Below are 16,696 nucleotides of genomic sequence, written 5' to 3'. Positions count from 1 at the left end.
TCCGTCAGTAAAGGGTCAGAAAGTCGCCTGCACACTGAAGTGCAGACGTGAGTCGTATTTCTGGGTGTTCGGGCCGTCGAGCAGCGGATAGCCCCAATCCAGGCTGCCGGATAACCATTTGCTCAGGCTGGCGCGGGTGCCCAGGCCGACGCTGGCCAGGCTGTATTCGTCTTCCTGCTCGGGCAGGGCTTTTTCCAGGCTCAGCCGGGCACCTTCGGCAAAGGCATAGAAGCGCCACTCCTTGACATAGCTGCCGAGGAACCTGGCCATGGAGGGCGTGCGCAGTTCCTGGGAAAACAGCATCCCGCTGTCACCCGAGCGCTCGGCCGCCAGATAGCCGCGTACCGAGGTGGCACCACCGGCAGAGAATTGTTCGTTGGAAACCAGCGGGCCGGAGGCCAGCTGGAAGGCCGCCTTGGACGCCGACTGCCAGTCGCTGGTGAAGGTGTAGGTGTAATTCAGATCGCCCTTGAGCACGGCGAAACTGGGGCTGGCGCGATAACGCTTGTAGTCGAACTCGTCGGAATCGCTGCCGTAGCCGAAGAAGCTGCGGGTCGCCAGCACCAGGTTCAGGCCCAGGCCGAGCTGGGAGCTTTCGGTGTAGCGATAGCCGTTGTAGCCAAAGGTCAGCGGTGCGTACTTGAGCGGAACCTGGTCGCTGCTGCTGCCAAATTTCAGCTCTTCCTCGAAGTCCTTGAAGTCCACGCCGATGGAGAACGAGTTGGCCCAGGCCCCCTTGGAAGGCAAGGTGTAGATGCCCGAGACCCCATAGGAATGGCCCTTGCCAAGCATGTTGCTGCCGCCGATGGTGGCGACGTTGCTGTCGGACTGGTAACCGGAGAACTGCAGGGTCCAGCGCTCGCTCAGCGGTGCGCTATAGGAGCCGGACCAGACCTTGGCATTGCTCTGATCCTCGGGCGCGGTGAAATAGGTCAGCGAGATGCTGTGCCCCAGTTGCCAGAGGTTGTCGTAGCCCAGCGAAGCGACCGCGCGCAACTCCCTGGTGTCGGCGCTGTAGTCATTGTTCAGGCCTAGGCTGGCGTGCCAGGGGTTCTGGTCCTCGACCTGCAGGTCGACGTCCATGGTGCCGGGCCGCTGGCCTTCGCGTACCAGTGGCATGACCTGGCGACCGGCGCCCTTGTTCAGCGCCGCCAGTTCGGTCTGCACCTGGGCAAAATCCGGCACCTCGCCCTCTTTCAACGCCGGCACATCCTCACGGATCTCCACCGGCGAATAGTGCTTTGCACCGACCACACGAACCCGACCCACCCTGGTTTCGCTGATCTGCAGGAATACCACGCCGTCTTCGACCTTCTGCTCCGGCAGTTCGACGAACACCGACTGATAACCCTTGGCCTGGTAAACCTTCTGCAGAGCGTCGCGAGCACCTTCGATATCGGTCAGGGCCTTCTGCGGCCCGAGGAACGGGTAGACCGCCTCTTCGATATCCCGGGCCTGCAGCACGGTGTTGCCACGCACCACATACTCATTGACGTCCACCCGACGGGCCACCGGCGCCTCCTCGGCCGCCAGTGGCCCGGCCAGCAGGGCCAGGACCAGGCCCGCACCCACCGGCCAGGCATCTCTTGCCCCTGTCGGTCGCGCCGTCTCTTTGAAGAACAGATGCTCCACACCGCCCCCTTGATTCAATCAATAGCCTCGCGTGCTGTCGAGGCTGCATGGCCGGGGCTGTCGCCCCTGGCGCTTATTCAGTTGTTGGTGATCGCTACCGACGAATGCCGTGCCAGCCAGGTGTGCAGCAGGGCGAAGTTCAGTGAGAACTCCGGCATCTGCAGCAAGGCGCCGCAGAACAGTTCGCCGACGATCTTCTGGATCAGCAGGACGGCCTGCGGGTTATCCAGCAGCGTGGCGATGTCCTTGCTCAGGACGTTGAAGTTCCAGACCTTCTGATTCAGGTCCAGGCCGACGAACCAGCGGAACAGCAGGTTGTAGTTGAGCTGTTCGTACAGTTGCTGTTCGCCGGGCACCGAATACAGCAGTTGCAAGAGGAGAATGTGCATGACCGTCTGCGGGGCGATCAGCATCTTGGCGTCGGCCGCAACTGCCAGCAGAACGTCGCGATGCTCGTCGAGCAGATCGTCGATCTGCGGCCGCAACAGCACCAGCGAATGACCGGGCGGAATGTAGCTGGAGACCTCCTTCAAGGCGCCCTGCCAGTCGTCCTGGGACACGATCCAGACCCACGGCGCACCGTAGCGATAGACCGACACCGGCTTCTTGCGCGCCGCTTCGACGATCTTCGACAGACGCTGGTCCAGCTCCTGCATCCCCACTTTCGAGTAGCGTTCCATAGTGCCCATGTCCTCCCCTCCAGCATTCCCTGCAACCGTTGGAAAACGGGGTTTCACCCCCCCTCGCCCGTTCTACATATCCAAGACAGGGCTGGCCTTGTGCTACCGAACTTTTGTCACAAAAGCTTCACTCCCGGCGGCCTCGAAAAGCGCAAGGCCGCTATGAATCAGCGCCTCGCTCCCCTCTGTAGGAGTCGGGCAGTGGCTGGATAAAACGCCGGGCAAAAAAAGGCGGCCATCAAGGCCGCCCGAGAGGAGGAACTTCAGGTGATCACAAGGTCAGGTTGCCCCGCTCCTCGTCGGTCAGGCGCAACTTGGCCTGCTCGCTCAAGGGGCCGGCGCCCAGGACCTGGACCGGACTGTCAGGGTTGTAGGCTGGCGTGTGGCTGGCACTGTCGCGACTCGGTGCCACCGGCTCACTGCCGAAGCCAAGCACCTCGACGGTGAAGATCGACGGCCGATCCTGTTTCGAGGCCTGTTGCTGCTGGCGCGCCGCATCTTCGGCCGCCTGGGAGGCGGCTGCACCGGCGGAGCTGGCGGAGGTCATGGCACCGGTGTTGATCGAGGCGGTCATCGGCACACCCGAGGATTTGCCCTGGGTCTGGATGTTCGCCGCGTTGACCACCTGCAGGGCCGCGATGTTGACGTTGCCCGACACACGGATCCCCGCCTCGCCGGCATCGATGGTGCCCAGCGGCGCGATGAGGTCGATGTCGCCCGGCGCGATCTCCGGAATCGGGTTCAGCGTCGCGATCCCCGCACCGGTGCTCGGCACCGAGGGCGACAGAGTGACATTGCCCCAGTTGTCGTAGACCCGCTTGGGTGGCGTATAGACCACGGTGGTCTTCGAACCGCGCCCGGCGTTGATGTCGCCAGCCGCCGACCAGGCCATGATCGAGCCGCCGAAGGTGGTCATGATCCGGCTCTGGCCCAGCAGAATGCTGTCCAGGGAATAGAGCTGGATATCGCCCGCCCCCTGGGTGATGACCCCGGCCGTGGACGGTGGCGCCACCCCCTCGATCCCGAACACCTGGCCACCGCCCGGCGTGAGCATCTGGATATTGCCGCCGAAATCGGTGTGCACACCCGCGCCACCGAAGAGGGTGATATCGCCCTGGTAGGTGATCGGGTTGCCCGCCACGTCGGTCTGTGGAAACAGCAAGGCAATGGCCTCGCGACCGCGGATGTAGCTGCCCTGGCGTGGACCGCCAGCCTGGTTGTACTCGCGCCCCGCCGCCTTCAGTTCGGCGAAGTAGACATCGCGGGCGAATATCCGCTGTTGCTCGGGCGACAGGGCCGCATAGTAGGCGCGCGCCTGTTGCGCAGTACCGCTGAAGCCATAACGCTCGGCCAGCCAGGCAACCAGTTCGGCCTCGTAGGTCTTGGCCACCTTGCCGCCACTCAGCGACTGGCCGGCCTGCGCCAGGTTGTCCGGGTTCAGGTAGGTCTGGATAAAGCGTAGGTAGTCCGCGCCATTCGCGCCGAAGCCGGCCTGCATCACGATACTGGCGCCCGGACGGCTGTCGCCAGGGACCACCGCACCGATGCTGGTGATGCTGGCCTTGTCTTCCATCAGGATATTGCGCCCGGCCGTCAACTCCAGGGTACCGGGACCCGCCACCGTGAAGTTGCTGTAGAGGATGTCGCGGCCGGCGGAAACGATGGAGACATCATTCGGGTTGTTGTGCACGAACAGGTTGCCGGTGCTGGTGTATTTATTGATATCGGTAGCACCTGACTCACTGCTGCCCAACGCGGTACCACTGCTGACGATATCGCGGCCGGCCATCATCCACACCGGGCCGGCGCCTTCGTACCAGGTCTGGCCAAAACGTGGAGTGCCCGTTCCCTGGAAGCTGATGATTCGGCCGCTGGTGACGCCCAGCAGGTCGCCGTTGAGCGCGTAGAATCGCGAAGGGAGACTGTTTGCAGCCATGGTGTCAGAGGCGGTTTCGGCGCCAAAGGTGAACAGGGGCAATACAGCCGGAGCCTGAGCCGTGTTGCCATCCGTCGACAGGTTGTTGCCGTTGGTGACCATGCTGCCGTTGATCAGGCCCGCGAATGCCGGGCGCCAAGGCGTAGCCATGGTTTCAGCGGCGGCGCCGGAACGGCTGACACTGAATCCACTGGCATAGATGGAATCACCGGCCAGGAACTGCAGTTCACCGGTCGCCGAGGGTGCCAACAGCAGAGGTGCCTTGTACTCGGGGTCCCTCAATTGACTCGTCGCAGCCTTGCCATAGTAGAGACTGCCGCTGGCAGCGACCGCCCGCAGGATGGAGGGGTAGACCACCGCGGCATCGGTTGCGGTGCCAAGGGTATAGGGTGTGAGGTCGCCACCCGCCGAGAACAGATCAATCGCCGTATGCCCGGTCCACAGGGTGAACCAGCTCTGGCCCGCACCATTGACGCCGCCACTGACAAAAGGCGTGGCATTCATCAGGGAGACCCTGCCCGGATCCAGCACGTTCTGTACCACCAGATCGCCCAGGGTGGACAGATTGAACGTGGCATCCCCAGGAACCAGGGTCATGCCGCCAGCCGAGAGGGCGCGAGTAGCGACCGTCGGATCATAAGCCCTGACCTCACCCGGTGCCTGGTCTGTTGCCTGGTTGCCGTAGTGCAACGCCACACTGCCCATCGACGCGCCATTGAGTTGGACATGCCCCCGCAGGTCGACCAGCAAACCGTTCTGCTGCCCCTGGGTGATAGTGCTGGCAGGGTTCAACGCGCCACCCACCCGCAGGTTCAGATCGCCGCCACCAGTCATCTGCACGCTACCATCGCCTGCGACCCGCCCAGTGCTGCCAACAGCGAGAACCAGGCCCTGGCTGCGCGGATTGATCGACGTGGCAAACGCCGCCCCGGACATTGAAGCCAATAGGCCCGCATCGCCCGCTACCTGGACATCGACGTCCCCGCCGCCCAGGGTGCCGAACCCGGTGAAACCCACCATCTGGTCGGCGCCGCTGCCGCCCAATGCGGCAGTGTTGGTGTAGGTCCCGAAGTTGATCCACCAGGCGGTTGGCTGTGCCTGCCCCCCCGTATTGACGCTGCCACTGCCCTGACGCCAGAGCCAGTTACCAATATTCGCGGTGTCATAGCCCAGATCAGCCGAGTTGGGCCGTCCCAGCCCAGTCAAGACACGATCCATGATATTGCCGGTGAGATCCCCTCCCACCTTGAGCGTCAGGTTACCGCCAGAGTCCGGATACCAGGCACGGTAAACGCTAGTGGCACTGCTATTGACCAGGTCCTCGTAGCCGCCAAATGCATCGCCCAGGACTGTTCCGCCGGTACCTCGCGCCCTGGCCTGGTTGTAAGGGTCACTGGCGGAGGTGGCTGTCGATGAGTTGCCAGCGGTATAAACGCCGTAAAGCGAGTCCATTTTCAGACTGCCGCCTGCCAGCAACTCAAGATCTGCCGTGCCAGTACGTATCACGCTGAAGCGCTGGCTACCGGCAACCAACTCGGACTGGCCGATTGACTTGCAGAATGTCGGATTGTCTGTACACAGTTCAGGATAACCAAGGGCATCGAAATCGATGGGCTGTCCGACCAGGCTGGTATCACCCGCCCAGTTCAACGAGCCCTCCTCGGTCCAGACATAGCTGGTGGCGGCCTTGCAGAACGTCGGATTGTCGGTACATAGCCCAGGGTAACCGATGGCATCAAAATCGATAGGTTGCCCGACCAGGCTGGTATCGCCAGCCCAGTTCAGCGAGCCCTCCTCGGTCCAGATATAACCGCCCGCCTTGGCCTTGCCGAACATCCCGTAATGCGTATCGGCCAGGTGCAGGTCCCCGTTGACAGGGTGCGGCTGGACGATACGGCTGTCGGCCGCTTCGGTATCGGCGCCCGCCACCAGGCGCAGTGACCAGGACTGCGAACCTTCGGCCAGCATCGGCGCAACGGCCCAGATCTGACCCTGGCGACCGGAGACCTCGGGACGCAACTGTATCGACTCCACACCCGCCAGCAGTTTTACCTCAGTACCCGAAGGAATCAGGGCGCCACGAGACAGAACCTGGTCCCCATTCAGGACAACGGTCTGCGTCGTACCGGCAACGCCTGGCAAAGGCACGCCCTTGGGCCAGGTCAGAGCCTTGAAGTTGGCCGCCATCGGCAGAATGCTGCCGGCATCCAGTTGCGTGCCCGCCACCAGGGTCTGGGACTGACTCAACAACGTACCGGCGGCAAACAGGAGATTGCCCGAGGCATCGCGCACCGCTGCCGCCAACACGGTTCCCGCCGGCAGCGACAGCGCCTGGTCGAGTGTCGCCGAGACGGGCAGACGGGTTCCAGGCGCCAGTTGTAAACCCTTTATCGGCAGGTCGTAATTGAGAGTGACGCCACCTGGGAAGGTCGTGCCATCGGCCAACGTCACCCCGGCTCCCGGTACGATGGTATCGCCGCCATTGATGTCGATGCCCGGTAGCAAGGTCCAGCCCTTGTCGTCCTGGGTCGCCGGCGGGGGCGCAAACCCATCGTTGATGCTGCCGTAGATGTTCAGGTCGCCACCGGCCCGGAAAGTCAGGCTACCGACTTCGCCAGAACCGTAGACCCCGGTCTTCCGGGTGTTCGGATTCACACTGGCATAGCGATAACCCGACAGATCGATATCGCCCTGCACCACCAGGTCGCCGTCCGGCGTCGCGCTGACGATCTCCACGCCTGGGCGCAGATGGAAGGCATCGGCGTAGGTGGTGTTGTTCAAGCCCGCCAGTTTGCCCTGCATCAGGCTGGTATTGGCCAGGGCCGCATTGATGAACGCGGTGCTCTGCAGGTGCTTGGCGTCCAGGTAGGCCTGGTCGATGATCTGGTAGGGACGGCCGCTGGCCGCCGGATCAGTACCATAGGCCGCATCGTCATAGCGCCAGGTACCGTTGACGGCGATCGAACGTGCGCCCTGGATGGTCAGCGGACCGCTGGCATCAATGGCAATATCGCCGCCAGTGACGCCGCCCAGGCGCGGAGCATTCAACTCCAGGGTGCCACGGGCGCGGCCATCGTTCTGGCCCGGCAGATTGCCCAGGGCCACCTCGGTACCATGGCGCAAATCGATACGTGCACCGCTGCCCAGAGTCAGCTGACCACTGCCCGAGTTGAGTTCGACGATCGCACGGTTCGGCGAGTCGATGATCTTGCCGTAGCTGTCGACCCGCAAGCGCGTGCCGTGTGCGTCCAATACGGCAGTGCCATCGAGAGTCAGGCCGTTTTTCGCCGACAGGCGAATGCTGCCAACCCGCTCGCCACTCGCATCGACGGTGCCACTCACCCGCAGGCTGCCGTTGTCGATGGAAACGGTCACGTCCCCCGCCTTGAGCCCGTCGCCAATGGTCAGGTCGCCCTGCTTGAGCTGGAAGCTGCGCGAACCGCTGACCTGTCCATCATTCAGCCGCTGGTTGAGCACAGCGAACTGCTCATCGAGCGTTCCTGTCGTGCCCAACCGCTGGGCCTGGATCTCGACGCCGCCTGCTGTGTAAGGCATCAGGGTGCCGCCCGCATCGTAATAACCACTGCTGGCGCCGAGAATACGCCCTTGCAGGTCAACGAGACCGGCCGACGCATCCAGTGCCACCGCACTCAAGGTCCCCGCCTGGTTGTACTTGGCCGACAGGTCGAGGCGTGAACCCGCTGCCAGGTGAATATTGCCGTTGCGGCTTTCCAGCTTGACGCTGCCGCCAGGGCCGTATTTGGTTACATCGTTGAAGGCAATGGCCCGTCCGGCCACATCGATCAGGGCATCATCGGTCAACACCACATCCCCGGTCGCGCCCAGGCTGACCTTGCCGCTGGGCAACACCACGGCGCTGGCCAGTCGAATGCTGCTGCCCTGCAGGGCCAGTTCGGCGCCCTGCCCGCTCACATCCCCCACCGCGGCACCCGACGACGAAACGTCAATCGCGCCGCCAGCGGTAATGCGGTTCACCGAGCCGGCCTCTCCAGTCATCAGCGGCGTCAGGATGTTCAGGTTGCCACCGCTGTACTGGAAGCCCTTGCCAGCCTCGTAGGCACCCTGGCTCTGATAGACCGAGAGGCTGCCCTTGTGGTTGGCGGTGATGCGTTCGCTGGCACTGAGATTGACGTCGGCAAAACCGAGCACCAGGCGGTCGAAGCTCTTCACCGTATTGGGCTGGGCAAAGGCGCCGTAACCGAACTCGATGCGTTCGGCATTGATATCCAGGCGTCCGCTGCCGGTTCCCGCGCCACCGGCGATCACCGAGCCGGCCGGTTTGTCCGAACCCAGCCAGATCAGGTTGGCGGTATGGATGCTAGCAACGTCGCCAGCGACCCCGGCACCATAGATCGCCGGAGTGGACAGCATCAGATTGCTCAGGCGCGACTTGCCGGTCTGTGCATCGTAGGTATCGAGCGTCGTGGTGCCATAGAAGTTGAACGCATCACGCGCCGACAGTTGCAAGGTCTCCAGGGCGGGCGCACCAGACTGGGTATCGCCCTGCAGCAGGCGATCGATCAGCTGTTGGTTGAGCGTCAAGCCGGCAGGCAGCCGATTGCCGGCCACGGCATCGGCCAGCGCCTCAGGCGTGCCGACGTTGATAGTGTTCAGGGCCAGGGTCAGGTGGCGGGTGCCGTAGCGGACCTTGTCGTCGAGCTGGAAGGCCGTCGGCGTCACCGCGGCGATGCTGCCGTTGGAATACAGCGAAGTCTGGCCAGTGCACGAGACAAGGACACAGGTACCGACCTGGATCCCGCCCGTCACCGCCGTCTGCCCCTCAGGCAGGTTGACGACATTGAGCAGACCGTTGGAGACGGCAAGCATGTTGCCCACCTGATAGATGAAGCCGTTGCGGGCATCGTAGGCGGCGTTACCATAACCCAGCGTGTTGATCGAGGCCCCCTGCTCCAGCAGGATGTCGCCGGAACCGCTGACCAGGAACACTTCCGGCGCTCCCAGGCTGGCGCCGTCGCGCATGGCGATGCTGCTCGACAGTTTCGACAGGGTGATGTAGTTGCCGCCCTGCCCATAGGTCACCGTCGGCAACCCGCCAATGACCATGCGCCCCGCTCCCAGGGCATTCAGGCTCTGTGCATCCAGGGTCACACCGTCAAACTGCGCCGTGGCCTGGCGACCGGCGCCAACGATTTCCAGCGCGGAGCCGTTGCGGCCCAACACCGCCACCGTACCGGCATAACCGCCCTCGGCTGCGTCGAACTTGCCGATCCCTTCAAAGGTAAAGGCTTTCTCCCCTGCTCCTTTTTCCAACTCCAGCTTGAGCGTGCGGGCATCCATCGGCAGCAGGGCACGCGGCACCCCAAGGCGGGCCGCGTCCGCAATAGCGAACTGCGCATAGCTGGTTTCGTTGTACTGCGAATAGCGTCGCAGAACGTCACCGGAAGTCAGGATGATCTGGCTGGCGACACTGTTACGGATACCGGTGTTGGCAATCGACAGTTGGCCCGAAGTCGCCCAGGAACCGTTGCGCAGCAGCTGCGTACCGCCCGACGTGCCGCCGCTTGCCAGGCCGTTCAGCTCGACCCGGAAAGCCCCAGGCAGCAGCGCATAGGTGGAAGGCATCAGGGTGTAGGTGCCCGCAGGCAGACCAGACACACCCGCTCCTATAGTAATCTGCTGACCCATCATCGGATCGACCGCACCACCCTCCGGTGATACCGGCGCATAGCCCGACTGAGCGCCGGGCACGATGGCATAGATCGGGTTGGTCGCCAGCCCCGGCAACAGGAAGCTGCCGTCGGCACCGAACTGCACCAACGGGTTGAAACGCGCATCAGTGGAACCGCCACGTCCGGAAATGAACCCCGCACCGAGCAGGTCGCCACCGCCGGACAGATCCAGGGTGGCGTCGGGCAGCACCGACACCGACTGGCCACCCAACGCGACACCCACCTGCAATCCACGGTTGGCGGTGGGCACACCACCCTGCCCGAGGAACTCCACGGCCTTGCCATTGTAGTAATAGGTCTGACCATCGAAGGTACCGCCATACGGCAGCACCAGGCCCTTGCCACTGACGGAGGTGATACTGCCAGGCAGGAGTTCGACGCTGTTCACCCCTCCCTGGGTCGAGTCGCCCATGGTGCCGATCTCGATCAACCCCAGTGGGGCACGTACGACCCCACCCTGCTTGATGACGGCTGCGCCCAACTGCAGCCGGCCAAACGCGGAATAAGGTATCGATGCTTCGGCATCGCCGACTCTGGCGATGGTCAAGGTCCGCGACGGATCAAAAATCATTCCGCTGGTCCCCGTGCCCTTGACCCCAGCCATGATGCTGGCGCTGACCTGCGTGGCGGGATACAGCTGGGCAGCTCGCAACGTCATGTCGCCTGCCGTGGACAGGCCGGTGTTGGAGCCCGAGGCCAGATCGGTCCCGCTGGCGCCTGCCAGGAATCGCAAGTCGCCGGCGCTGGTCAGTTCCACCCGATCGAAACCGCGACGCTCAAGGGCCACTGACGGTAGTCCAGGATACGAGACTGCACTCTTGAGACCGAAGATGACGTTGCCTCGTACATCGATCAGGTTCGCGTCTGCGGAAAAGACGCCATGCCCCAACGGAGCCACCGACGTTCCGACCAGACTGGGAACGACGTAACTCTCTTTCCCCAACGAACCGAGCATCCCCCCCAGCAGCAGATAGGCGCTGGAGAGGCGCACCCTTGCCTGATCTGCAGCATTGCTCGTCAGCCCAAGGTAGCTGGAATAGAGCTGCAGGCTTTGCCGCGCGGACAGCGTCACATCGCCATCAACACTCAACACACCATTGCTGAACAACGTCAGGTTATCAAAGCCTCCTGCCTCGAACTGGTCCACGCCGAAACGACCCTGACCATAGGTCAACATACCCGCGGCATCCTCGGCCGAAGCCGGCAACACATTGGCCTGATGGTTCTGGCTGAGTACCAGTTCCCGGTAGTTCAGCACCTTGTTCGTGGCAAATGCCTTCAGGTATTCCTGGCTCTGCAGGACCACCGACAGCGTACCGCCCGCCGCCCCCTCCCCACCGGATCGAGCATTGAAGCTGCCATCCAGGTACAGGCCGTTGTTCGAGGCCAGGGTGATACTGCCGCCATTGCTGGCAACCCGCGTACGGCCCTGGCCTGATACATCCAGCATCGCCTGGGTGCCGGAGGCTTCCAGCCGCGCACCTTCACGAACCACCAGAAACAGATCGGCAGCCTGGGCCTTGCCGGTCGAGGGGTCGAACGTACCGCCGAGGCTGATACTGCCGCCATCGCGGACTTGTCCGTAGACGCGGCCACGGGCATCGGTCGCCGTCACTGCCCTGGCCGCCACATCGATCAGGGCGTGCTCACCGACCCAGATGGAGCGACCATGGCCGATGGCATTGACCTGATCCGAATTCCCTGTGGTGATCGCCCCCAGGCTGACTTTGCCGCCCCAGGCGTTCAACGTGCCATCCAGCGTCAGTTGGCCGATGCTATTCAGGACGATAGCCTGGCCAGGATCGACATTGATGACCGCACCACGGCCGACACTCAATACGGTACTGGCCATGTCGGCAGCACTGGATGTATTCGTACCCGCATTAAGGCTCAGACTGGCACCACTGCGCTGTGTCAGCACACCCTTGGCGGCGTCGTTCTGGTAAAGATCAGGCGTCCAGCGTTCCAGAAGCGTCGAGGGCGATACCCCCGATGGTGTGCCGCCTGCCTGCCCATCGACCCGATAGACCGGCAGGGTGACGTCGACCTGAGTACCCTCGGTGACCATCAGCCCCTGATTTGCGGTGATATCGTAGGCCGAGAAACCCTTGTTGAAGAAGTCGCCGGCCAGTTGCAGGGTACCCGCTGCTGCCGGCGTCGAGCTGTCGCCGATCTGCACCTTGCCGGCCTGCAGCTTCAGGGTGCCACCCCCGTTGACGCCGTAGCCGCGCAGTTCACCGTCAAGCGTCAGCTCGCCCACAGCCGTGGAGTTACCGAGATTTGCAGAGAGCGTGACGTCGCCTCCCTTGCCGCCGCTGAGCTTGCGATTATTGAGAATGGCGGCCCCGGAAGACACATCGACCAGAGCTCCCGCCCGAAGATTCACATCGCCGGAGCTGAGCACCGAAACTGAGCCGCCACTGATATAAGGCAGCCGACTGTTGTCGCCATCCAGCGCCAAATTGCTCCAGAGTCCGCTGGTATCAAGTTTCACACCGCTGCTGATATCGACAACGGCCTTCTGGCCGGAAGGGGGCTGAGTGATTTGACCGATGACACCCTGGGTCGGGTTTGAAGAGTCCACCTGATTGAGCACGTTGCCCAGATGCAGACTACCGGAGTGAGCGCTCAGGTTGGCATTGACCCGAACCTGCGGTCCATACAGGGTGATATCACCGCCATTACCCACGCTCAGGTCGCCATTGACCTGGATCTGCTGCTTGGCCGCCACCTTGATGGCGCCGAGCTGAAAGCCATTGAGTTGATCGCTATCCAGGTACATCGTGCCCTGGCGATTGGCTGGCAACGCGGTGCCCAGGTCAAGCCCGGCCGCAATCTGCTCGACGTCCTCGCCGATCTGCACCTGGTCCGCGACCGCATCCAGGCTGTAGCGCAGGGTGCCGGTCTTCTTGTCATAGATCGGTGTGTACTTGCCGAAAATCAGTTGCGCCCGCTGGGCAACGGCGTTGCGTGACTGCTGGTAACCATCGAGGTTGAGGTTCGGCGCCTGGTTCTGACGGTCGCCCTTGAATACCTCGTTGACGATCTGACCTTCCAGCACCGCATTGGTGGTACCGATCACCAGCTTGCCGGCATCACGGCCCACGGTGTAGCCCGACTCGTAGCGCTGCTGCTGGGCAATCATCGGGTTGTAGAAGTACTCGGTCTGGCCCCAGCGGGCGCTGCTGGACTCGAAGCCCTTGTAGATCCCGGAATAGAGAATGTCCCCAGGCGCACGGGAGAGTTCGTACAGCCGACCATCGGGCCCCGTGAGCCAGGTCTGCTGGATATAACCGGACTGCACGTCGACGGTGCCTCCAGACAAGTTGAACTGCGCGCCCTGCTGGGTCACCACATCCTTGCCGGTGAAAGTCAGCGTCCCGCCCTGGGCCATCCACTCACCGACAGTGTGGCCCTGGGTACCCAGATACCCGCCCACCTCCAACAAGCCACCGGCCGTGTACCAGCGGTCGGTGGCATAGCCGTTGGTGCCCGCCGGGACGAACACCAGCTCACGCAGGTCGACCCAGACATCATTGTTGATCAGCTTGCCACCGTCACGATTGACCGGTGCGTCACGTTGTTCGTTGCCCTGTACGTTGATCTTGATGTTGTTGGATTCCATCGAGACCTTCACGCCGACCGCGCCGGAGACGTCGATCACCGCACCGTCACGCACCAGGCTGCGCTGGGCGGCGCTGACTGCCACCTGGCCGCCGGTGGCGAGGGTGATGGAGCCGTTCTGGAAATCGACGTTGCCGCCACTGACGATCTCGATCCGCGACTGATCGGTGCGATCACTGACCGTGCTCAGATTATTGAAGAACCCGCTGATCATCGTGTTCGGCAAACCGTCGAGACCGCTCAGGCCATTGTTGCGCTGGCTGTCGAGGGCGGTGGCATCGGTATTTTCCAGCAGGATCGCGGTGCTGCTGCCCTGCCCCAGGGTCACGCTGCCGGAGGTGTCGGTGGCGGCGTTGAGCAGGTGGAGGGTGCCGCGGGTATCGACCGAGGTGCTCGCCAGTGCCACGCCGTTCTGCTGCACCTGATGCCCGGTCAGGGTGATGTCGCCGGTGGAGGCCATGATCAGGCCACTGTTGCTCACCTTGCCGGCGGTGCTGCCGGTTTTCAGCGAAGTCGCCACTTCGTTGCCACGGGTGGTCGAACGTGGGTTGCCACTGGTACCGACGCCGCGGCGAATGTAGAAGCTGTCGCCCGCAGCCAGGGTCGTCTGGCCCTTGGCGGTAACGATGGTCCCGGCGTTTTCCACTTCGGCGCCGAGCAATAGCGCATAACCGCCGGACTCTGTCGAAGACGTGGGCGCCAGGGTCTGGATGATCGCCCCGCGCTGGACCTCGACCTTGCCTGCGGCATCGGTGAAGGTCGGCTGGGTGCCATTGGTGTCGACGTAGATACCACGCTGGGTGAACTGGTCATCGGTGATGGTGGCGGCAGCGGCCACCAGGTTACGCACGTTGACTTGGCTGGAACCGCTGAAGACCACACCGTTGCGGTTCATGATCATCACGGTGCCATTGCCCTTGACCTGGCCCTGGATTTCGCTGGGGCGCGCCAGCGGGTCGTTGACGCGGTTGAGCACCGCCCAGTTCGACTGCTGCTGGAAATCCACCGTGGTGTTGCGCCCGACGTTGAAGGTCTCCCAGTTGAGAATCGCCTTGTCGGCGGTCTGTTCGATGCTCACCGTGGTCTTGCCAGCGGTCTGGGTCTGGGTCGGCGCCTTGGCGTTGAGCCAACCCTGAGTCAGGCTGTTGTCGACCTGCAGGCCGCCCTTGCCCAGGCCATCGGGAATATTGCTCAACTGACCGAGCGCCGCCTGGCGACCGGCAGCCTGGGCCGCCTGCTGTGCAGCGATGGCGGCCACGGTGTTGTTGAGATTGCTCAGCGAGCGCTGCAATTGCTGGTTGGCACGGCTCTGCTCCGACAGGGTCGGGATACCCGGAATCTGCCCGCTGTTGTTGCGCGCTGCGGTGGCCGAGAGGTTGGCCCCCTTGTTGGTGAACCAGGCCGAACTGAACGCCGTTTCCGCCTGGGCGCTGCCCGTCACCATCAACAGGGCGATGGCATGGGCCAGAGGCTTGAGCCGCAGGATCGAAGAGGCATCGTCGTGACGCCGGGCATTGAGTCTTGCCGAGGGTTTGCAGCGCAGCATCACTCCATCCTTTTCAAGTCGTGCAAAGGGCTGCAACGCATGACCCGATCGGTGGCGGGGCGTTGCTCATTACCGGATAGGCGGTTACAGAAGGTCGCGACCGAACTTCTGTCATGGAAAATTCATCTGCCGGGAGTCCTGCTCCCACATGCAAAAAATCAGCAACGGCAGGGCCGTTGCTGATCGGGTATTGCCAGTCTTTGAAGCGAGGGTTACAGCGGACGACCGATGGTGTTGCAGACGCTGGTGTTGCCGATGTACTGGGCGCTGGTCGCGGTCAGGAAGCTGCTGCGAACAGCCACTTTCCAGGCAGCTGGCAGCGGCACGAAGCGGTTGGCGGTGATGGCGGCGTCGTTGTTGCTGGCAGCGTTGGCACCGTAGTGGCGGGTGAAGAAGTCACGTACCTGGCTGGTCTGGGTAGCGTCTGCATAGCACTGGCTGAAGACCAGGTTGGTGAAGCCCAGGATCGGGTAACCCGAGGATGGATAGGCTACGACGCTTGGGTCAGTCGAGCTGGCAGCAGCAGCGAAGACAGGCACCCACGCGTTAGGGTTGGAACGGTTGGCGGCAGCTGGAACCGGTACGGCGGCGATAGCGGACGACACGTTCGCAGGTGCTGGCGACAGGCCGTTGATCTTGGCCACTTTGGTCGCATCATCCAGACCGGCCAGGGTGGTAGCGGCGAAGTCAGGGCTCATGTAGGTCACACGGCCTTCAACGGCGTTGACCGAAGCCATGACGCCGGCGCTGGTGTCAGCCTGAGCTGGCACGTCCTGGTCGGCGCTGATAGCACCGGATGGCAGGCCACCCGAGAAGCTGGTGCCGAAGGTGGTGGTGATCGCGAAGGTACCGCCTTCCGTTGCAGCCGAGCACTTGGCGTTCAGGAAGCGGGTGAACAGCTCGGTGGTACCGCTGCTGGCTTTGCGGTAAACGATCTGGATGTTCTTGTTGACGCCTGGAACGATGGTGCTCCAGTTGGCGATACGACCGGAGAACACGCCGCACAGTTGGTCGACGGTCAGGTTGACGCTATTGCCGCCAGCCAGGTTGAAAGGAATGGCAACCGAAGTGGCAACCGATGGAACCTGGATCAGCGGACCCCAGGCAGCGCCGTGGGCGGTAACATAACCATCCAGCTCAGCCTGGGTCAGTTTCGAGTCGCTACCTGCCCAATGCACGTTCTTGTTGGTCGTACCGGCCACGAACTTGGTGTAGTCGTTGTTCAGGAAGGCTGCCTTGCCTGCGCCGCTGCCCACGCCGATGTAAGGAGCAAAACCGGCAGTCAGTACGCCGGAAGTCTGGTACAGCGGTTGTGGGAGAGTGGCGCCGCCACCGTTGAGGTCAGCCATTGCAGCTTGTGCGGTGCACAGGGCGGCGAGGGTCAGGGAAACTGCCAGAGCGTTGCGCTTAAACATGAAGAATCTCCTTTCGTCGTGTTCGTACGTTGAGTGTTTGCTCGTTCGTGACGCCATGGCGCTCGATGCGTCGCCTTAGTTCCAGACGACTTGTGGGCTGAGGCCATGGAGCAGAAGTTCTCAACTTCCGGTGACAGATAAAGGAAAAAACC

Annotated in this window: 4 protein-coding genes; all 4 read right to left on the bottom strand. The window is 62.9% G+C overall.

What is annotated here, in order from left to right:
* Positions 1-15: 15 nt before the first annotated feature.
* Positions 16-1,632: a ShlB/FhaC/HecB family hemolysin secretion/activation protein gene (locus tag BLU37_RS20175; protein WP_408003613.1), complete on the bottom strand. Its 1,617-nt coding sequence runs from the start codon at positions 1,630-1,632 to the stop codon at positions 16-18.
* A 77-nt stretch (positions 1,633-1,709) separates the two neighbouring features.
* Complete coding sequence (locus BLU37_RS20170; protein ID WP_090210978.1) at positions 1,710-2,312, bottom strand: transposase; 603 nt, start codon at positions 2,310-2,312, stop codon at positions 1,710-1,712.
* Positions 2,313-2,583: 271 nt separating this feature from the next.
* Positions 2,584-15,129 (bottom strand): filamentous hemagglutinin family protein, encoded by a 12,546-nt coding sequence (locus BLU37_RS20165; RefSeq protein ID WP_090208087.1) that lies wholly within the window; start codon positions 15,127-15,129, stop codon positions 2,584-2,586.
* A gap of 212 nt (positions 15,130-15,341) precedes the next feature.
* Positions 15,342-16,544 carry a substrate-binding domain-containing protein gene (locus BLU37_RS20160; RefSeq protein ID WP_090208082.1) on the bottom strand — a complete coding sequence of 401 codons (1,203 nt, stop codon included), beginning with the start codon at positions 16,542-16,544 and terminating at the stop codon, positions 15,342-15,344.
* Positions 16,545-16,696 lie beyond the last annotated feature (152 nt).

This window comes from Pseudomonas asplenii, assembly GCF_900105475.1.
In the GTDB taxonomy this organism is placed as follows: domain Bacteria; phylum Pseudomonadota; class Gammaproteobacteria; order Pseudomonadales; family Pseudomonadaceae; genus Aquipseudomonas; species Aquipseudomonas asplenii.
Note: the sequence above shows the minus strand (reverse complement) of the source record. Positions and strands in the feature narration are given on the sequence as shown.

Bases quoted from the DNA above. Each gene is read 5' to 3' on its own strand.
- BLU37_RS20170 (WP_090210978.1), bottom strand. From the start codon at position 2,312: ATGGAACGCTACTCGAAAGTGGGGATGCAGGAGCTGGACCAGCGTCTG.
- BLU37_RS20165 (WP_090208087.1), bottom strand. From the start codon at position 15,129: ATGCTGCGCTGCAAACCCTCGGCAAGACTCAATGCCCGGCGTCACGAC.
- BLU37_RS20160 (WP_090208082.1), bottom strand. From the start codon at position 16,544: ATGTTTAAGCGCAACGCTCTGGCAGTTTCCCTGACCCTCGCCGCCCTG.